The sequence below is a fragment of the Sphingobium sp. JS3065 genome (assembly GCF_026427355.1).
Classification (GTDB): domain Bacteria; phylum Pseudomonadota; class Alphaproteobacteria; order Sphingomonadales; family Sphingomonadaceae; genus Sphingobium.
Window position 1 is genome coordinate 1,547,162 of the sequence record NZ_CP102664.1, and the last position, 17,703, is coordinate 1,564,864.

Genomic DNA, 17,703 nt, shown 5'->3' on the forward strand with positions numbered 1-17,703 from the left:
CCCGGAAAAGTCTCAGCGCCCCTTCCAAACTCCCGGACGCTTCTCGACGAAGGCTTCCATGCCTTCCTTCTTGTCCTCGGTCGCGGTCAGGATCTGGAACAGGCGGCGCTCGGTCAATATGCCCTGAGCCAGCCCGGTCTCGAACGCCAGATTGACCATTTCCTTGTTCACCATGGCGGCCATGGGCGGCATCCCAGCGATGGTCGCCGCGGTCTTGAGCGCGTCCTCCAGCAGATCAGCCGCCGGAACGACCCGCGCGACCAGGCCGCCGCTTTCCGCTTCCTCCGCGCCCATCATCCGGCCGGTCAGGCACATTTCCATCGCCTTCGCCTTGCCGACGGCGCGGGTCAGGCGCTGCGATCCGCCCATGCCCGGCGCCACGCCCAGCTTGATTTCGGGCTGACCGAACTTCGCGGTGTCGGCCGCCAGGATGAAGTCCGCCATCATCGCCAGTTCGCACCCGCCGCCCAGGGCGAAACCGGCGACCGCCGCGATCCAGGGCTTGCGGGTGGCGACGACCTTGCTCTGCCAACCCGAGAAGAAATCCTCCAGGAAGAAATCCGCCGCGTCCTTTTCCACCATTTCCTTGATGTCGGCGCCAGCGGCAAAGGCCTTTTCGCTGCCGGTCAGAACAAGGCAGCGCTGCGACGGATCGGCGTCATAGGCGGCGAAGGCGGCGCTCAAATCCTTGAGCACCTGGCCGTTCAGCGCGTTCAGCGCCTGAGGACGGTTGAGCGTGACCAGCGTCACCGCGTCGCGCTGTTCCACCAGGATCGTTTCATAAGCCATCGCCGTCTCCATTCATTCGACCATTTGCGATCCGCTCTATGCAGCGCGACGGCCCTTGACCAGCCCTGCCAAGCCGCATCTTCGCAGCCGCTATCGGCACAGATGCATGAAATCCCGGTCATAGCTGCGCAAATGCGCCCCGCCGTCGATATAGAGCGTCTGGCCGGTCACGGCGCTCGCGCCCGCCAGATACAGGACGGCCTCGGCAATCTGCTCCGCCTGCGGCAGGCGCTCCAGCGGCATCATCGCTGACAGGCGGTCCATCTGAGCCGCATCATAGTCGGGCGTCGCGATGGTGAGGCCGGGCGCGACGGCATTGACCCGAACCTGCGGCGCCAATGTCGATGCGGACAGCCGCGTCAGCCCCGCCAGCGCCATTTTCGACAGCGTATAGGCCAGTTGATCGCCATGCGGATGGTCGATCCGCTGGTCGAGGATATTGACGATGCACCGGTCCCCCGTGCCCGCGGGGATGGTGGCGAAGGCCTTTGTAAGCAAGGTGGGGGCAGCGCAATTGACCGCATAATGCCGCATCAGATCATCGGCGCTGACGCTGTCCAGCCGGTCCTGCCCAAAGATCGCGGCGCTGTTGACGAGGACATCGGGCGGGCGGCCGAAACGCTCGGCAACCAGGGCCACCAGTTCCTCCGCGCTTTCCGGATCGGTGAAATCGACAGTGAAGCCGTCCCATTCGGTCGCATTCTCCTCCAGCGTCAGCGCCAGAGGGGAATCGAGCCGGGTATCGTGGCTGCCATGGATCGCCAGCGAATAGCCCGCCCGCGCGAAGGCGGCGGCGATGATGCCGCCCAGCCGCCGATGACCGCCGGTCACCAGCGCGAGCCGCTTTTGCGCCAGGGGCCGCGCGCCGCCCTGCTCCGCGCGCTTCGTCGCGCCCCCCAGGGGCCGATAGGCGGGGGCTTCCTCTTCGCTCACGCGCCGATCAGCTTCAGCACTTCTTCGCGGCTCTTCACATCGTCGCGGAAGACGCCGAGCATGCGGCTGGTCTTCATGACGACATTGGGAGTCCGCACCCCCCGCCCCGTCATGCAGCCATGGGTCGCTTCGATCACCACCGCCACGCCTTCGGGCTTCAGATGTTCCCAGATGCAATTGGCGACTTCGGAGGTCAGCCGCTCCTGCACCTGAAGGCGATGGGCGAAGGCGTGCAGCACGCGCGCCAGCTTCGATATGCCGACGACATAGGGGCCGGGCAGATAGGCGATATGGGCGACGCCGACGATGGGCGCCATATGATGTTCGCAATGCGACTGGAAGGGGATGTCCTTCAGCAGCACGATGTCGTCATAGCCGCCGACCTCATGGAAGATGCGCGAGAGGTGATAGGCCGGATCGTCGCCATAGCCGCGGCAATATTCCTTCCACGCGCGCGCCACACGTTCGGGCGTTTCCACCAGCCCTTCCCGCTTCGGATCGTCGCCGGACCAGCGGATCAGCGTGCGGATGGCATCGGCGACGTCCTGCGGAACCGGAATCTTGACGGACTCGCCCGCAGCCTCGGCATCGGGATCATATTCCATAGACGGCACCACTCCTCTGTTGCTTTGGCGCATATGGCGACTGATTCGCGGGAACGCCAGCCCCTTCGCCCTGCTGGACACGACATCGTCTCGATGGCACATGGGGATCAAACCGGAAGAACCGGGTCGCAACAATCATATATTAGGGAACCATGCGGACTGAACAGATCGCCGCCGTCCTCCTTGCAGCAGGCACTTCCTCCCGGTTCGGGGAAGAGGACAAGCTGATGGCCGACTGGCGGGGCAAGCCCGTCGCCGTCCACGCGCTGGAAACCATCGCGTCCATGATCTTCGGGGAACTGGTGGCGGTGGCGCGGCCCATCGAGCGTTCGCCGGTCCTGCACCGCCGCCTGGAGCGGCGCGGCTACACCATCCTGGTCAACGACCGGCCGGAAGACGGCATATCCGGCAGCATCATACGGGCGGTCGAACATGTCATGCCGATCCGGAAATGCCGGGGCATATTGATCTGCCTGGCCGACATGCCCGACGTGCCGCAGACGCACTATAACCGCATCTGCCTGGCGGCCGAGGACATCCGGTCCGTCGTCGCCAGCACCGACGGCTTTTCCTCCTCGCCCCCGGCCTTCATCGGGCGCAAGCATTTCCCCGAACTGCTGGCGCTGCGCGGGGATCAGGGCGCGCGCGCGCTGCTGAGCCATGGCATGCAGATCGAGACGATGGGCGCCAGCCTGCGCGACATCGACACGCCGGAGGATCTGGCCGAGGGGCGGCCGGAATAGCGGATCAGCTCGAACGGGTGGGATCGGTCATGGGATCGCCCATCTCCCGCGGGTCGGCCGAACGACCGATCGGCAGCGATCCGGTCTGCCGCTCCACCATGCGATGGACGACCGGCGGATGAGGGCCGAGATGCAGGGCGTTGATGGCTTCGCTGTTCGCTTTGTCGGCGACGGTGCGGCGGCTGTTGTGGCGGACATAGTCCAGCCAGGTGGACACATGATAGCGCTCCACCCATAATTCCGGATCGCCCAGGTCGCGCAGCAGCGACCAGCCTTGGGCGCCGTCGCGGCGGCGGATGCGGCGGCGCTCGCTCATGGCGGTCAGGAAGGGGACGACCGATCCGGCGGCGATGCGATATTCGATGGTAACGACCACCGGGCCGCTGCGGGGTTCGATCGGAACGGCGGTCTGGGGTTCCCGCCACAAATTCTGGAGATCGAGATTCTCGTCGCCCGCCTGCGACAGCGGGCGGACATAGCCGATGATCGCGGAGACGAACTGGAGGGCGGCGGCGCTGTAGAGGGCGATGACGACGCCATGATCCTCCGCCATGGTGCCGAACAGCCAGGCGCCCAGGGCCATGCCGCCGAAGGCGACCATCTGATACAGGGCCACGGCCCGCGCCACGACCCAGCGCGGCGCGGACATCTGGACCGAAACGTTGAAGGTCGAAAGAGCGATGACCCAGCCGGCGCCGGCAAGCAGCAGTCCCCCCAGGGCCACGGCCAGCCAGCCGCTGACCGCCATCAACGCCGTGCCGGCCGCAAGCGCCATGGCGGACCAGCGCACGATGGTCTCGACGGAAAAGCGGCGGCGCAATTGCCCCGTCAACAGCGCGCCCGCCACCGCGCCGATGCCGAACGCGCCGCTGAGCGCCCCGAAGGTCAGCGCGCCGCCGCCCAATATGTCGCGGGCCACCAGCGGCATCATCGCGGTAACGGCGCTGGCGCCGATGCCGAAGGCGGCGCTTCGCAACAGGACGACCTGAATCTTCGGCGACATGGCGACATAGCGGACCCCCGCCCGCATCGCGATGCCCATACGCTCGCGGGGCAGAAGCTGGGGGACGCTTTCGGGCCGCCAGCGCAGCAGCACCACGACCAGGCCGATATAGCTGACCGCATTGACCAGGAAGGCGGCGGCCGCCCCGGCGACCGCAACGATGACGCCGCCCAGCGCCGGGCCGATGCTGCGCGCCATGTTGAAGCCCATGGAATTGAGCGAGACCGCATGGGGCAAGGCCGCGCGCGGCACCATGTCGCCGACCGCGGCCTGCCAGGCGGGACCGTTGATGGCGGTGGCGCAGCCGACCAGGAAGGTGAAGCCCAGCAAGGCCCAGGGCGTCACCCATCCCATCCAGGCGAACAGCGCCAGCAGGGCGGAGACGATCAGCATGAACAACTGGCAGAGCAGCATCACCACCCGCCGGTCGCGATTGTCCGCCACCGCCCCGGCCCAGAGCGACAGCAGCATGATCGGCAGGGTGGTCGCCGCCGGAACCAGCGCGATCATCTGGGGCGAGGCGGAGAGCGAGGTCATCATCCACTGCGCGCCGACCGACTGGATCAGCCCGCCGAAATTGGAGGCGAGGCTGGCCCACCAGATCGCGCGGAAGATCGGGATCGATAAGGGCGACGGCGCCTGCGAGGGGTCCGAATCTGACACCGGCCCCATGAAGCGGAATAAGGCGATGGGGTCAAATCCACGAATCACGAAAAGAATTGAAGTCGGTCGACCAAGGCCGATCGGAGGATGACGTTACGGCCGGGCGGGCTGGCGATTGAGGCTTGCACTTTACGTAAACGTAAATACATTTGCCGCGCATTATCCCGCCCTGCGGAGAGGATTGGAAAGTCATGGAACCCTTTATCTACGATGCCGTCAGAACGCCCCGCGGCAGAGGCAAGGCCGACGGGTCGCTGCACGAAATCACCCCCATTCAGCTTGCCACGCAGATGCTGGAAGCGGTGCGGGACCGGACGGAGATCGACACCGCCGATGTCGACGACGTCATTCTGGGCTGCGTCAGTCCCGTGGGCGAACAGGGCGCGGACATCGCGCGCGTCGCGGTGCTGAACGCGGGCTATGCGCAGACCGTGCCGGGGGTGCAGATCAACCGTTTCTGCGCTTCGGGCTTGGAGGCGGTCAACATGGCCGCCGCGAAGGTCCATTCGGGCGAAGCGGACTTCGCCATCGGCGGCGGCGTCGAGTCGATGAGCCGCGTGCCCATGGGTTCGGACGGCGGCGCATGGGCGATGGACCCGGCGGTCGCCTACAAGACCTATTTCGCGCCGCAGGGCATCGGCGCGGACCTGATCGCGACCAAGTTCGGGATCAGCCGGGACGATGTCGACGCCTATGCCGTGGAAAGCCAGAAGCGCGCCAAGGCCGCCTGGGACGACAAGCGTTTCGCCCGGTCCGTCGTGCCGGTGAAGGACGTGATCGGATCGATCGTGCTGGACCATGACGAACATATGCGACCGGATACGACGATGCAGTCGCTTGCCAGCCTGAAACCCAGCTTCACCGCCCTGGGCGAGGACATGCCCGGTTTCGACGCCGTCGCCCTGCTCCGTTATCCGGAAGTGGAGAAGGTGAACCATGTCCACCATGCCGGGAACAGCAGCGGCATCGTCGACGGCGCGTCGGCGGTTCTGGTCGGCAACAGGGAGATGGGCGAGAAATACGGGTTGAAACCCCGCGCCCGGATCAGGGCCATGGCCTCCATCGGGTCGGAGCCGCTGATCATGCTGACCGGGCCTGAGTTCGTTGCGGGCAAGCTGTTGAAGCGGGCGGGCATGAGCAAGTCCGACATCGACATCTGGGAACTGAACGAGGCCTTCGCCAGCGTCGTGCTGCGCTACATGCAGGCGATGGACATCGACCATGACAGGATCAACGTCAATGGCGGCGCCATCGCCATGGGCCATCCGCTGGGCGCGACCGGGGCGATGGTGCTTGGCACCGCGCTGGACGAGCTGGAGCGGTCCGGCAAGGGCACCGCGCTCATCAACCTGTGCGTCGGCGCGGGCATGGGCACCGGGATCATCATAGAGCGTATCTAACCCCTCCCCCGTTCGGGCTGAGCCTGTCGAAGCCTTGTGCTTTTTCAAGAAAGAAAAACCCTTCGACAAGCTCAGGGCGAACGGAGAGTAAAAAGGCGGCATCATCATGCAGACCATCAATTTCGACATAGACGCCGACGGCATCGCCACGCTGACCATCGACGTTCCCGGCCAGTCGATGAACGTCATCGGCCCTGATTTCATGACCGATCTGGATGCGGCGATCACGCGCATCGCGTCCGAGGAAGCGATCAAGGGCGCGGTGATCGCGTCGGGCAAGGACAGCGGCTTCATGGCGGGCATGGACCTGAAATATTTCGGGTCGATGCTTGTCAGCGAGAACGGCAAGCGCCCCTCCCCCGCCGAGATTTTCGACAAGGTTTTCGTGCTGAACCAATTGTTCCGGCGGCTGGAGACCTGCGGCAAGCCGGTCGCCTGCGCCATCGAGGGCACCTGCGTTGGCGGCGGGTTCGAACTGGCGCTGGCCTGTCATCGCCGCGTGGTGGGCGACAGCCCGAAGACGCAGCTTGGACTGCCCGAAATCCTGATCGGCCTGTTCCCCGGCGGCGGCGGATCGCAGCGCCTGCCGCGCATCATGGGCGTGCAGGCATCGCTGATGTATATGTTGCAGGGCAAGCTGTTCCGTCCCGCCGAGGCGGCGATGTTGAAGGTGGTCGATGAAGTGGTGCCGCAGGGCACGGCGGTCGAAAAGGCCAAGGCGTGGGTGAAGGCGAACCCCAACGCATCGGTACAGCCCTGGGACGTCAAGGGTTTCAAGGTGCCGGGCGGCGCGGGCGGGTTCAACCCCGCCTTCGCGCAGACCATGGCGGGCGCCCTGCCCATGACGCTGAAGCAGACGCAGCGGAACATGAATGCGCCGGTCGCGCTGCTGTCGGCGGTCTATGAAGGCATCACCCTGCCCATGGATCGCGCCGTCCGGATCGAGAGCAAATATTTCGCCAAGGTCGCCGCCGATCCGCAGGCCGGGAACATGATCCGCAGCCTGTTCGTCAACAAGCAGGCGGCCGAACGCGGCGCGCGGCGGCCCAAGGACCAGCCCAAGGCGCCGACGAAGAAGCTGGCCATGCTGGGCGCGGGCATGATGGGCGCGGGGATCGCGACCGTGGCCGCGCAGGCGGGCATGGAAGTGGTCCTGTTCGACCGCGACCAGGCCTATGCCGAAAAGGGCAAGGCGCATGTCGAGGAGGTGCTGAAGAAGCGCTTGGGCAAGGGCATGACGCCGGAGAGGATGGCGGAGACGCTGGCCCGCGTGACGCCGACCACCGACTATGCGGCGCTGGCCGGGGCGGACTTCGTGATCGAGGCGGTGTTCGAGGATGTCGCCATCAAGGCGGAGGTGACGAAGAAGGTGGAGGAAGTGCTGGGCGCGGACATCATCTTCGGGTCCAACACCTCCACCCTGCCGATCACCAAGCTGGCCAAGGCATGGAGCAAGCCGGAGAATTTCATCGGCGTCCACTTCTTCTCGCCCGTGGAGAAGATGCCGCTGGTGGAGATCATCCTGGGCAAGGAGACCGGCCCGGCCGCCATCGCCAAGGCGCTGGATTTCGTCAGCCAGATCAGGAAGACGCCGATCGTCGTCAATGACGCGCGCGGCTTCTACACCTCGCGCTGCTTCGCCACCTATGTGCAGGAAGGCGTGGAAATGGTGGCGGAGGGGATCAACCCGGCGCTGATCGAAAATGCCGGGCGGCAATTGGGCATGCCGGTGGGGCCGCTGGCCGTGGGCGACGAGGTTTCCCTTGAGCTGGGTCACAAGATCATGGTCGCGGCGCGCAAGGAACTGGGCGATGCCTATGTCGCGCAGCCGTCCGACGCGGTGATGGAGCGCATGGTCGGTCTGGGGCGGCTGGGGCGCAAGAGCGCCAAGGGCTGGTACGACTATCCCGAAGGCGGGAAGAAACATCTCTGGCCGGGGCTGGCGGAGATGTTCCCCCTTGCCGCCGAGCAGCCCGATGTCGAGGAAGTGAAGGAGCGGCTGCTCTATCGCCAGTTGATCGAATGCGCCCGCTGTTTCGAGGAAGGCGTGCTGGAAACGCCGGAAGATGGCGATATCGGCGCGATCTTCGGCTGGGGCTTCGCGCCCTATACCGGCGGGCCGTTCAGCCATATGGACACTGTGGGCATCGGTCCTGTCGTGGCCACGCTGGAACGGCTGGCGGCGGCGCATGGCGACCGTTTCGCCCCGACCGTGCAGTTGCAGGACATGGCGGCGAGCGGCGCGACCTTCTATCACCCCGTTTCGTCCCGCGCCGCTGCATGAATGGGGTGGGAATTGTCGCGAAGCTGATCTAATCCTGATGGGCGAAGGGCTGTAGCTCGTCTCTCCGTCATGCTGAACTTGTTTCAGCATGACGGTTGAGGGGAAGCGGCGGCCCTGATCTATCGGGAGACCTTCAGTTTATGAGCGACAAGCCGACGGTTCTGGTCACAGGCGGGGCCGGCTATATTGGCAGCCATGCCGTATTGGCGTTGCGCGACGCGGGTTATGGCGTCGTGGTGATCGACAATCTGGTGACGGGTTTCCGCTGGGCGGTGCCCGGCGACGTGGCGTTCGTTCAGGGCGATATTTCCGACCAGCCATTGGTGCGGCAGACTTTGCGCGATCATGGCGTGAAGGCGGTGATGCATTTCGCCGGATCGGTCGTGGTGCCGGAATCGGTCGAAAATCCGCTGAAATATTATCATAACAACAGCGCCAAGACCCGCGACCTGATCGAAAGCGTGGTGGCGGAGGGGGTGCCGCACTTCATCTTCTCCTCGACGGCGGCGACCTATGGCATTCCGGAGGAAAGCCCGGTCAGGGAGACGACGCCGCAACGGCCGATCAATCCCTATGGCATGTCGAAGCTGATGACCGAATATATGCTGCGCGACGTCAGCGCGGCGCATGCGATGAACTTCTGCGCCTTGCGTTATTTCAACGTCGCTGGCGCCGATCCAGCGGGGCGGACGGGACAATCGACGGCGGGGGCGACCCACCTGATCAAGGTGGCGGTCGAGGCGGCGCTGGGCAAGCGCAGCCATGTTTCCGTGTTCGGGACGGATTTCGACACGCCGGACGGGACCGGGGTGCGCGACTATATCCATGTCACCGATCTGGCGGCGGCGCATGTGCTGGCGCTGGAGGCGCTGATGGCCAAACCTGAACAGAATTATCTGCTCAATTGCGGTTATGGCCGGGGTTTTTCGGTGCTGGAGGTGCTGGACGCCGTCGACCGGGTGACGAACCTGAAGATCGACCGGCGGCTGGAAGGGCGGCGCGCGGGCGATCCGGATGCGCTGATTTCCGACAATCGGGCGATCATGGGGGAGTTCCCCTGGAAGCCCCAATATGCCGATCTCGACCAGATCGTGACCCATGCCCTGGCCTGGGAACGCAAGCTGACGGAGATTCAGCAAAGCGGGACCGGGGGAGAATGAGCGCGGAATCCGTCCGCGCCTTCTTCTCCGCCCATGCGCCGGATGTCGCGATCATCGACCAGGGGGTGAGCACCGCCACGGTCAATGAGGCGGCGGAGGCTCTGGGCGTGGTTCCGGCGCGGATCGCAAAGACCCTGTCGTTGCGGGTCGGGGATGAGATCGCGCTGGTGGTGGCGCGGGGCGATGCGCGGTTGCATAACGGGAAGGCGAAGGCCGCGCTGGGGGCCAAGCCGCGCATGCTGGGACTGGAAGAGGTCGAGGGGCTTACCGGGCATCCGGTAGGGGGCGTGTGTCCCTTTGGGCTGACCTCTCCCCTGCCCATCTATTGCGATATTTCCTTGCGCGATTTCGAGACGGTGTTCCCGGCGGCGGGATCGCGGTCGACTTCGGTGGAGTTGACGCCGGATCGGCTGGCCGCACTGACGCGCGCGCAATGGATCGACATCTGCACCCTTCCGACAGAGAATTGAACGACATGCCTACCGAACATCTTTTCATCGATGGTGCGCTGGCGGCGGCGGACATGGCGCGGCGGATCGCCATGATCCTGGGCGACGCCATCGCGGCGCGGGGCGTGGCGACCATCGCGCTTTCGGGCGGGCGTTCGCCAAGGCCCGTGCTGGAGGCTCTGTCGGGCGTAGCGCTGGACTGGGACAAGGTGATCGTGACGCTGGTCGATGAGCGCTGGGTCGCGCCTGACCATGGCGACAGCAATGAGCGGCTGGTCCGCGAGACGCTGTTGCAGGGGAAGGCGGCGGCTGCGCGGTTCGTGCCGATGAAGAATGACGCGGCGGACGCTTATGCCGGGCAGGCCGAATGCGAGGCGGCCTTTGCGGCCCTGCCCTGGCCGCTGGACATCGTGCTGCTGGGCATGGGGGAGGATGGGCATACCGCCTCGCTGTTTCCGGGGGCGAAGGAATTGGCCAAGGGGCTTTCGACCGGGGCTTTGATCCTGGCGGTGACGCCGCCCGCCGCGCCGCACCAGCGCATGTCGATGAGCGCCGGAGCGATATTGGCGAGCCGTCATATATTCCTCCAGATCGGCGGGCCTGCGAAGAAGGCCGTCTATGACCGGGCGCTGGCGGGCGGACCGATTGAGGAACTGCCGATCCGGGTGGCGCTTTGCCAGCATGCGGTGTCGGTGGAGGTCTGGATTTCGGAGTGAGCCTTCAATCGCGGGGTTTGTGCTTCGAGAAGAGATAGCGCCAGACGCCGACGATGTTGATGCCGAGTAACGCGATATTCTGAAAACCTATGCCTTCGCTGTCATCCGCCAGGAAACCCCAGCCGATCAGCGCGATGGAGGATGTCACGAACAGCACGAACGCCCAGCCGGTGATGCGGCGGCCCAGGTTCAGCGAGACGATGAGGGCGGCGATGGTCGCGGCGGCGGCGCCATAATATTGCAGGGCATCGAGCAAGCTTTCATTCATGGCCTCCCAACGCGGCGATTGTGACAAGGTTGCGGGGCGGGTAAGAGGCGGCGCATGGTTGCCAATATCGATCCTTTTCACGCCATCGCCATCAGCCGGGAAGCGCACAGGCTGGAGGCCGAGGGGCGATCCATCCTGCATATGGAATTCGGCCAGCCTTCGACCGGGGCGCCGTCCGCCGCCATCGCCGAGGCGCATGCCGTGCTGGACAGCGACCCCATGGGCTATTGGGAAAGCCCGGCGCTGAAGGAACGGATCGCGCTGCATTATCGGGAGCGCTACGGCGTGGTGGTGGAGGCGGAGCAAATATTGCTGACCTGCGGGGCTTCGCCGGGGCTGGTGCTGGCGCTGACCAGCCTGTTCGCGCCCGGAGCGCGAGTGGCGGCGGCGCGACCCGGCTATGTGGCCTACCGCAACACGCTGAAGGCGCTGTATCTGGAGCCGGTTGAGGTCGATTGCGGACCGGCGGAGCGTTACCAGATCGGCGCGGCGGCGCTGGAGGCTTTGGAACCGGCGCCCGATGGCGCGATCATCGCCAGCCCGGCCAATCCCACGGGGACCATCATTCCGGCCGGGGAAATGGCGCGGATCGCGGAGGTTTGCAGGCGGCGCGGCATCAGGATCGTGTCGGACGAGATTTACCACGGCCTGAGTTATGGCGAACCGGCGCGGTCGATGCTGGAATTCGCGCCGGACACGGTGATCGTGAACAGCTTTTCCAAATATTTTTCCATGGCCGGGTGGCGGCTGGGCTGGGTGGTGTTTCCGCCCGACCTGATCGACGCGGCGCGGGCGCGGATGGGGAATCTGTTCCTGACGCCGCCTTCCCTGGCGCAGCATGCCGGGTTGAAGGCGTTCGATTGCGTCGATGAGCTGGAGGGGCATGTCGCGACCTACCGACGGAATCGGGAATTGCTGCTGGCCGCCCTGCCCGCGCTGGGGTTGAAGGAGATCGCGCCGCCGGACGGGGCCTTCTACATCTATGCGGATGTGGGGCATCTGACCAATGACAGCCTGTCCTTCTGTCAGCGGCTGCTTCGCGAAACGGGCGTGGCGACGGCGCCGGGGATTGATTTCGATCCGGTGGACGGGCATCGGCATATCCGCTTCAGCTTCGCCGTTTCCACCGACCGGGTGGAGGACGCCATTGCCCGGATGATCCCCTGGTTCAACGCCCAGGGTGGCGCGGCGAGGGATTGATCCATTTTGGATGGATCGCCGATTTTCGCTGGCCTTCTAACAATTTATGGTTAACCGCCGCGGCGCGACCCGAAGCTTTTACCTGGTGAAAGCTCACCTGCCCGGCAGCCATGGCTGCCGGGCTTTTTTGGCGCTATGCCGATATTTGGAGAGATGGCGGCCCTTCAGCCACGGCGCTTGATGCTGAATCAAAAGATGGTGCGGGCGGTCGGAATCGAACCGACACTCCTTTCGGAACCGGATTTTGAGTCCGGCGCGTCTACCAGTTTCACCACGCCCGCATGCGCTTCACCGCGTTTTCCATGCCGGAGGATGATTCCATCCCCCTTGAAAACGCCAAGGTGGAGCGCCAATGGCAAAATCGGCGGCCAGCGTCCAGCCAAAAATCAACGCTTCCGACTTCTCGCGGTTGCGAGATGGACCCAGCGGCGATAGCCTGCTTGCGTAACGAGCGCCGCAGGGTATAAGGGCGGCCTCGTGCAGACCTGAAAACACCAAACGGAAAAGGGTGTCCTTTGACCGAACCGTCTGCCACGTTCCTGTTGTTCGGCGCCACCGGCGACCTGGCGCACAGGATGATCTTTCCTTCGCTCTACAATCTGCTGGCCGATGGGCTGCTGCCGGACGATTTCCTGATCATCGCGTCGGGGCGGTCCGAATTCACCGACGATCAGTTTCGCGACGACATCGACAAGGCGCTGCGGAAATTCCTGGCCGCCGACCGCTATGATCCCGTTATTGCCGAGCGGTTGTGCAGCATTATCGTCTATCAACCGGTCGAAGCGGGCAATGCCACGCAGTTCAAGGCTCTGGCGGAGCGGCTGGACGGACGGCTCGACAAGGGCGTGTCCGTCTATCTGTCGACCCCCCCTTCCCTGTTCGCGCCGACCGCGCAGGGGCTGGCGGAAGCCGGGCTGATCACGCCGAAGACGCGGATCGCCATGGAAAAGCCGATCGGGAAGGATCTGGCGTCCTCGAAAGAGGTCAATGACGGCATCGGCGCGCTGTTTGCGGAGGAGCAGATTTTCCGCGTCGACCATTATCTGGGCAAGGAAACCGTCCAGAACCTGCTCGCCCTGCGCTTCGGCAATGTAATGTTCGAGCCGCTGTGGAACGCCACCGCCATAGATCATGTGCAGATCACCGTGGGCGAGACGGTGGGGCTGGAAGGCCGCGTATCCTATTATGACGGCGTCGGCGCGCTGCGCGACATGGTGCAGAACCATGTGCTGCAAATCCTGTCGATCATCGCCATGGAGCCGCCCGCCCGGATGGACCCGACCGCCGTGCGCGACGAGAAGGTGAAGGCGCTGCGTTCGCTGCGCCCGATGACGGCGGAGACCACCAAGACCCATAGCGTGCGGGGACAATATACGCCGGGCGCTGTCGGCGGGCAGATCGTCACCGGCTATGCCGAAGAGCTGGGCAAGCCGTCCGACACCGAAACCTTCGTCGCGCTGAAGGCCCATATCGACAATTGGCGCTGGCAGGGCGTGCCCTTCTACCTGCGCACGGGCAAGCGCATGCCGACGCGCCATTCGGAAATATTGATCCAGTTCAAGCCGGTGCGCCATTCGATCTTCGGGCGGAACGGCGGGTCGGGGCTGGAGCCGAACACCCTGATCATCCGGTTGCAGCCGGAGGAATTCATCCGCCTGCTCATCATGACGAAAAGGCCGGGGCTGGAGCGCGACGTGCATCTGGAGGAAGTGACGCTGGACGTGTCGCTGACCGCCGCCTTTGCCGGGCAGCGCCGCCGCATCGCCTATGAGCGGCTGATCCTGGACCTGCTCGCGGGCGACGCCACCCTGTTCGTGCGCCGCGATGAGGTGGAGGCGCAATGGACCTGGATCGATTCGATCATCGAGGGGTGGAAGCAGGCGGGCGTGAAGCCTTCGCCCTATTCTTCAGGGAACTGGGGGCCGTCCTCAGCCATTGCCCTTATCGAACGTGACGGAGCAAGCTGGAATGACTGATCTTCATCCGGTGATCGCCAGGGTCACCGAACGCATCGTGAAGCGGAGCGCCGCTTCGCGTCTCAAATATCTGAGCCTGATCGAGCGCGGGCGGGATGCGGGGACCAATCGCGACCAGCTTTCCTGCGGGAACCTGGCCCATGGCTTTGCCGCGAGCGGCGAAGACAAGGCTGTCATCCGCAACGGCGCGGCGATGAATTTCGGCATAGTCACCGCCTATAACGACATGTTGTCGGCGCATCAGCCCTATGGCCGCTATCCGGAGCTAATCAAATTGGCGGCGCGGGAGGTGGGCTGCACCGCGCAGGTGGCAGGCGGCGTTCCGGCGATGTGCGACGGCGTGACCCAGGGTCAGGCGGGCATGGACCTGTCGCTCTTTTCCCGCGACACGATAGCCTTGTCGACGGCGGTGGCGCTGTCCCATGCGATGTTCGAGGGCGCGCTGCTGCTGGGCATTTGCGACAAGATCGTGCCGGGTTTGCTGATCGGCGCGCTGCGTTTCGGGCATCTGCCGACCATCCTGATCCCCGCCGGGCCGATGCCTTCGGGCCTCGCCAACAAGGAAAAGGTGCGCATCCGCCAGCTTTACGCCGAGGGCAAGGTGGGCCGGGAGGAATTGCTGGAGTCCGAAAGCGCCAGCTATCATGGCGCGGGCACCTGCACCTTCTACGGCACGGCGAACAGCAATCAGATGATGATGGAGATGATGGGGCTGCACATGCCCGCCGCCTCCTTCGTCCATCCGGGCACCAAGCTGCGGCAGGAATTGACGCGGGCGGCGGTGCATCAACTGTCGCGCATCGGATGGACCAAAGACGGACAACCCAACGATGACTATCGGCCGCTTGGTCATTGCGTCGATGAGAAGGCGATCGTCAACGCGATCATCGGCCTGATGGCGACCGGCGGATCGACCAATCATGCGATCCATCTGCCAGCCATCGCGCGGGCGGCGGGGATCGTCATCGACTGGACCGATTTTGCGGAGATTTCCAACGTCGTGCCGTTGCTGGCGCGGGTCTATCCCAATGGATCGGGCGATGTGAACAATTTCCATGCGGCGGGCGGCATTTCCTATGTGATCCGCGAGTTGTTGGAAAATGGCCTGCTGCACGGGGATATTCCGACCGTCGCCCGCCGGGGCCTGGCCGATTATGGGCAGGAGCCGGTGCTGGAAAATGACGCGCTGGTCTGGAAGGACGTGCCGGAATCGCGGGACGAGACGATCCTGCGCCCGGTGTCCCATCCATTCAGTCCGGATGGGGGCATGAAGCTGCTGTCCGGCAATCTGGGGCGCTGCGTCATGAAAGTGAGCGCGGTCGACAAAGACCGCTGGACCGTCGAGGCTCCTGCGGCGGTGTTTCACGATCAGGACGATGTGCTGCGCGCCTTCAAGGCGGGTGAGTTGGAGCGCGACGTGGTGGTCGTGGTGCGGTTTCAGGGACCGAAGGCGAACGGCATGCCGGAACTGCACAAGCTGACCCCGGCGCTGGGCGTGTTGCAGGATCGCGGGTTCCGCGTGGCGTTGCTGACCGACGGGCGCATGTCGGGCGCTTCGGGCAAGGTGCCGGCGGCCATTCACCTGTCGCCGGAGGCTTTGGGCGGCGGTCCCATCGGCAAGCTGCGCGACGGCGATCTCGTCCGAGTGTGCGCGGAGATGGGGGAAGTCACGGCGCTGGTCGACGCGGCGGAGTGGGAGGCGCGGGATGTGCCTGCCGCCCCCCCTGCCCCCTATGATACGGGCCGGGAATTGTTCGCGCTGTTCCGGCATCACAGCGATCTGGCGGAGAGCGGCGCCTCGCCCATTCTGGCGGCGATGGAGGCCGAAGTTTAAGAGCTACGCCTGGCCTCACGAGATCCCAGCCTTCGCTGGGATGACCGAAATGAATGGAGAAAGGTCGTTCATGACCGAGATCATCGCAGCCGACATCGGCGGCACCAATGCCCGCTTCGCCCGCGCGAAACTGAACGCGCGCAATGTGCCGACGCTGGGCAAGGTGCGCAAATATAAGGTGGCGGAATATCCCAGCCTTCAGGCCTGCTGGGCGACCTTCGTCAAGGATGAGGGCGGCCATCTGCCGGCGTCCGCCTCCATCGCCTTCGCCACCGCCATCGGGCGGGATGTGATCAAGCTGACCAACAGCGCCTGGGTGATCCGGCCCGACACGCTGGACGAGGAACTGGGCATCAAGCATTTGCGGCTGGTCAATGATTTCGAGGCGGTGGCCCATGCCGTGGCCCGTCTGCCGCAGGAAAATCTGCCGCTGCTGTTCGGGGAGGACAGACCCTTCCCGCGTGATGGCGGGGTGACGATATTGGGGCCGGGCACGGGCCTGGGCGTGGCGATGATCGCCTTCGACGATGGCGAGCCGCATGTTATCGCGACCGAAGGCGGCCATCTGGATTTCGCGCCGCTCGATCCGTTGGAGGAGAAGATACTCGCCTATTTGCGCGACAAGTTCCTGCGCGTGTCGACCGAGAGGATCGTGTCGGGACCGGGCCTCAACAATATCTACAAGGCGATGGCGACCATCGGCCATGACCGTGTGGTGCTGATGGAGGATGCCGAGCTTTGGCAGGCGGCTATCGACGGCACAGACAAGTTTGCGCGGGCGGCGTTCGATCGTTTCTGCATGTCCTATGGGTCGGTCGCGGGCGACCTGGCGCTGGCGCAGGGGCCGCATGCCGTGGTGCTGGCGGGCGGGCTGACGCAGCGGATGCGGGCCTTGTTGCCGCATAGCGGTTTCCATCAGCGCTTCACCGCCAAGGGGCGGTTCGAAAGCCTGATGAAATCCGTGCCGATCCGGCTCGCCCTGCATGACGAAATCGGGCTGTACGGCGCCGCCGCGGCCTTTCGGGAGAAGAGATGATGGGTTTGAGCGTTGAACGGGTGATGGAACTGGCCCCGGTGATCCCGGTGCTGGTGGTGGACCGGGTCGAGGACGCGCTGCCCATAGCGCGGGCGCTGGTGAAGGGCGGGCTGCCCGCGCTGGAAGTGACGTTGCGGACGCCCGCCGCTCTGGATGTGATCCGGGAGATGGCGCAGGTAGAGGGCGCGGTGGTCGGCGCGGGGACCGTGCTGAATCCCGCGCAACTGGATGCCGCGATGGAGGCGGGCGCGCGCTTCATCGTCAGCCCCGGCCTCACCGAGCCGTTGGGCCGGGCGGCGATTGCGGCGGGGATTCCCTTCCTGCCCGGCACCGCGACGGCGGGCGACATCATGCGCGGGCTGGACATGGGCCTGTCGCATTTCAAATTCTTTCCGGCGGAGACTTCGGGCGGCCTGCCTGCGCTGAAGGCTCTGGCGGCGCCGCTGCACATGGCGCGTTTCTGCCCGACCGGCGGGATCACGGCGGAAAGCGCGCCAAAATGGCTGGCCGAACCCTTCATCAAATGCGTCGGCGGCAGTTGGGTCGTGCCCAAGGGGCCGGTCGATCCGGCGAGGATCGAGGCTTTGGCGCGGGAAGCGGCGGCGTTGCCGCGCTGAGCTTGCCTCCGCGCCCACGCCATCCTA

General features: G+C 65.1%; 16 protein-coding genes and 1 tRNA gene. 11 read left to right on the forward strand and 6 right to left on the reverse strand.

Going from position 1 to position 17,703, the window contains the following annotated elements; all coding sequences use genetic code 11:
* Window positions 1-12: 12 nt before the first annotated feature.
* From NUH86_RS07395 to folE, 3 genes are all read right to left on the reverse strand, one after another.
* On the reverse strand, window positions 13-789 hold the full coding sequence (locus NUH86_RS07395; protein ID WP_267251826.1) for an enoyl-CoA hydratase-related protein: 777 nt from the start codon (window positions 787-789) through the stop codon (window positions 13-15).
* Window positions 790-879: 90 nt separating this feature from the next.
* Window positions 880-1,722, reverse strand: a complete 843-nt coding sequence (locus NUH86_RS07400; protein ID WP_267251827.1) for an SDR family oxidoreductase — start codon at window positions 1,720-1,722, stop codon at window positions 880-882.
* Entirely contained in the window at window positions 1,719-2,327 is a 609-nt protein-coding gene (gene folE, locus NUH86_RS07405; RefSeq protein WP_267251828.1) for a GTP cyclohydrolase I FolE, read from the reverse strand. The genes NUH86_RS07400 and folE overlap by 4 nt, the downstream gene beginning before the upstream one ends.
* A 152-nt stretch (window positions 2,328-2,479) precedes the next feature.
* Between folE and NUH86_RS07410 the strand changes: the two genes are divergently transcribed.
* Window positions 2,480-3,070 carry a nucleotidyltransferase family protein gene (locus NUH86_RS07410; RefSeq protein ID WP_267251829.1) on the forward strand — a complete coding sequence of 197 codons (591 nt, stop codon included), beginning with the start codon at window positions 2,480-2,482 and terminating at the stop codon, window positions 3,068-3,070.
* Window positions 3,071-3,074: 4 nt separating this feature from the next.
* Here NUH86_RS07410 and NUH86_RS07415 read toward each other — a convergent pair whose 3' ends face one another.
* A complete protein-coding gene (locus NUH86_RS07415; protein WP_267252056.1) occupies window positions 3,075-4,745 on the reverse strand; it encodes an MFS transporter in 1,671 nt (556 codons plus the stop codon).
* A 182-nt stretch (window positions 4,746-4,927) separates the two neighbouring features.
* On the opposite strand from NUH86_RS07415, the gene NUH86_RS07420 reads away from it, so the two are divergent.
* The 5 genes from NUH86_RS07420 to pgl all read left to right on the forward strand — a co-directional run bounded on the left by NUH86_RS07420 (window position 4,928) and on the right by pgl (window position 10,745).
* Window positions 4,928-6,136: an acetyl-CoA C-acetyltransferase gene (locus NUH86_RS07420; protein WP_267251830.1), complete on the forward strand. Its 1,209-nt coding sequence runs from the start codon at window positions 4,928-4,930 to the stop codon at window positions 6,134-6,136.
* 106 nt (window positions 6,137-6,242) lie between these two features.
* Window positions 6,243-8,420, forward strand: a complete 2,178-nt coding sequence (locus NUH86_RS07425) for a 3-hydroxyacyl-CoA dehydrogenase NAD-binding domain-containing protein (protein WP_267251831.1) — start codon at window positions 6,243-6,245, stop codon at window positions 8,418-8,420.
* Window positions 8,421-8,560: 140 nt separating this feature from the next.
* Window positions 8,561-9,580: a UDP-glucose 4-epimerase GalE gene (galE, locus tag NUH86_RS07430; RefSeq protein ID WP_267251832.1), complete on the forward strand. Its 1,020-nt coding sequence runs from the start codon at window positions 8,561-8,563 to the stop codon at window positions 9,578-9,580.
* Complete coding sequence (locus NUH86_RS07435; RefSeq protein ID WP_267251833.1) at window positions 9,577-10,050, forward strand: YbaK/EbsC family protein; 474 nt, start codon at window positions 9,577-9,579, stop codon at window positions 10,048-10,050. Before galE ends, NUH86_RS07435 begins: the two co-directional genes overlap by 4 nt.
* Before the next feature lie 5 nt (window positions 10,051-10,055).
* Complete coding sequence (gene pgl / locus NUH86_RS07440) at window positions 10,056-10,745, forward strand: 6-phosphogluconolactonase (RefSeq protein ID WP_267251834.1); 690 nt, start codon at window positions 10,056-10,058, stop codon at window positions 10,743-10,745.
* Window positions 10,746-10,749: 4 nt separating this feature from the next.
* Here the strand turns inward: pgl and NUH86_RS07445 are convergent, their stop codons facing one another.
* Window positions 10,750-11,013, reverse strand: coding sequence for a hypothetical protein (locus NUH86_RS07445; RefSeq protein WP_267251835.1), 264 nt, complete (start codon window positions 11,011-11,013; stop codon window positions 10,750-10,752).
* Between the two features lie 54 nt (window positions 11,014-11,067).
* Here NUH86_RS07445 and NUH86_RS07450 point away from each other — a divergent pair, with 54 nt between their 5' ends.
* The gene (locus NUH86_RS07450; protein WP_267251836.1) at window positions 11,068-12,213 is read left to right on the forward strand and encodes an aminotransferase class I/II-fold pyridoxal phosphate-dependent enzyme; all 1,146 of its coding nucleotides are present in this window, start codon (window positions 11,068-11,070) and stop codon (window positions 12,211-12,213) included.
* A 196-nt stretch (window positions 12,214-12,409) separates the two neighbouring features.
* Here NUH86_RS07450 and NUH86_RS07455 read toward each other — a convergent pair.
* Window positions 12,410-12,494, reverse strand: a tRNA-Leu gene (locus tag NUH86_RS07455).
* Window positions 12,495-12,728: 234 nt separating this feature from the next.
* Here NUH86_RS07455 and zwf point away from each other — a divergent pair.
* The 4 genes from zwf to eda all read left to right on the forward strand — a co-directional run bounded on the left by zwf (window position 12,729) and on the right by eda (window position 17,676).
* Complete coding sequence (zwf, locus tag NUH86_RS07460) at window positions 12,729-14,189, forward strand: glucose-6-phosphate dehydrogenase (protein ID WP_267251837.1); 1,461 nt, start codon at window positions 12,729-12,731, stop codon at window positions 14,187-14,189.
* Complete coding sequence (gene edd / locus NUH86_RS07465) at window positions 14,182-16,023, forward strand: phosphogluconate dehydratase (RefSeq protein WP_267251838.1); 1,842 nt, start codon at window positions 14,182-14,184, stop codon at window positions 16,021-16,023. The genes zwf and edd overlap by 8 nt, the downstream gene beginning before the upstream one ends.
* A gap of 70 nt (window positions 16,024-16,093) precedes the next feature.
* Window positions 16,094-17,059 (forward strand): glucokinase, encoded by a 966-nt coding sequence (glk, locus tag NUH86_RS07470; protein WP_267251839.1) that lies wholly within the window; start codon window positions 16,094-16,096, stop codon window positions 17,057-17,059.
* Complete coding sequence (gene eda, locus NUH86_RS07475) at window positions 17,059-17,676, forward strand: bifunctional 4-hydroxy-2-oxoglutarate aldolase/2-dehydro-3-deoxy-phosphogluconate aldolase (RefSeq protein WP_267252057.1); 618 nt, start codon at window positions 17,059-17,061, stop codon at window positions 17,674-17,676. The genes glk and eda overlap by 1 nt, the downstream gene beginning before the upstream one ends.
* The last annotated feature ends 27 nt before the right edge of the window (window positions 17,677-17,703 follow it).

What these genes read in the sequence shown, in the direction of transcription:
- NUH86_RS07435 (WP_267251833.1), top strand. Translation starts at nt 9,577, where the DNA reads ATGAGCGCGGAATCCGTCCGCGCCTTCTTCTCCGCCCATGCGCCGGAT.
- NUH86_RS07450 (WP_267251836.1), top strand. Translation starts at nt 11,068, where the DNA reads ATGGTTGCCAATATCGATCCTTTTCACGCCATCGCCATCAGCCGGGAA.
- glk (WP_267251839.1), top strand. Translation starts at nt 16,094, where the DNA reads ATGACCGAGATCATCGCAGCCGACATCGGCGGCACCAATGCCCGCTTC.
- NUH86_RS07410 (WP_267251829.1), top strand. Translation starts at nt 2,480, where the DNA reads ATGCGGACTGAACAGATCGCCGCCGTCCTCCTTGCAGCAGGCACTTCC.
- NUH86_RS07445 (WP_267251835.1), bottom strand. Translation starts at nt 11,013, where the DNA reads ATGAATGAAAGCTTGCTCGATGCCCTGCAATATTATGGCGCCGCCGCC.
- NUH86_RS07425 (WP_267251831.1), top strand. Translation starts at nt 6,243, where the DNA reads ATGCAGACCATCAATTTCGACATAGACGCCGACGGCATCGCCACGCTG.
- NUH86_RS07415 (WP_267252056.1), bottom strand. Translation starts at nt 4,745, where the DNA reads ATGGGGCCGGTGTCAGATTCGGACCCCTCGCAGGCGCCGTCGCCCTTA.
- galE (WP_267251832.1), top strand. Translation starts at nt 8,561, where the DNA reads ATGAGCGACAAGCCGACGGTTCTGGTCACAGGCGGGGCCGGCTATATT.
- pgl (WP_267251834.1), top strand. Translation starts at nt 10,056, where the DNA reads ATGCCTACCGAACATCTTTTCATCGATGGTGCGCTGGCGGCGGCGGAC.
- NUH86_RS07395 (WP_267251826.1), bottom strand. Translation starts at nt 789, where the DNA reads ATGGCTTATGAAACGATCCTGGTGGAACAGCGCGACGCGGTGACGCTG.
- NUH86_RS07420 (WP_267251830.1), top strand. Translation starts at nt 4,928, where the DNA reads ATGGAACCCTTTATCTACGATGCCGTCAGAACGCCCCGCGGCAGAGGC.
- eda (WP_267252057.1), top strand. Translation starts at nt 17,059, where the DNA reads ATGGGTTTGAGCGTTGAACGGGTGATGGAACTGGCCCCGGTGATCCCG.
- edd (WP_267251838.1), top strand. Translation starts at nt 14,182, where the DNA reads ATGACTGATCTTCATCCGGTGATCGCCAGGGTCACCGAACGCATCGTG.
- folE (WP_267251828.1), bottom strand. Translation starts at nt 2,327, where the DNA reads ATGGAATATGATCCCGATGCCGAGGCTGCGGGCGAGTCCGTCAAGATT.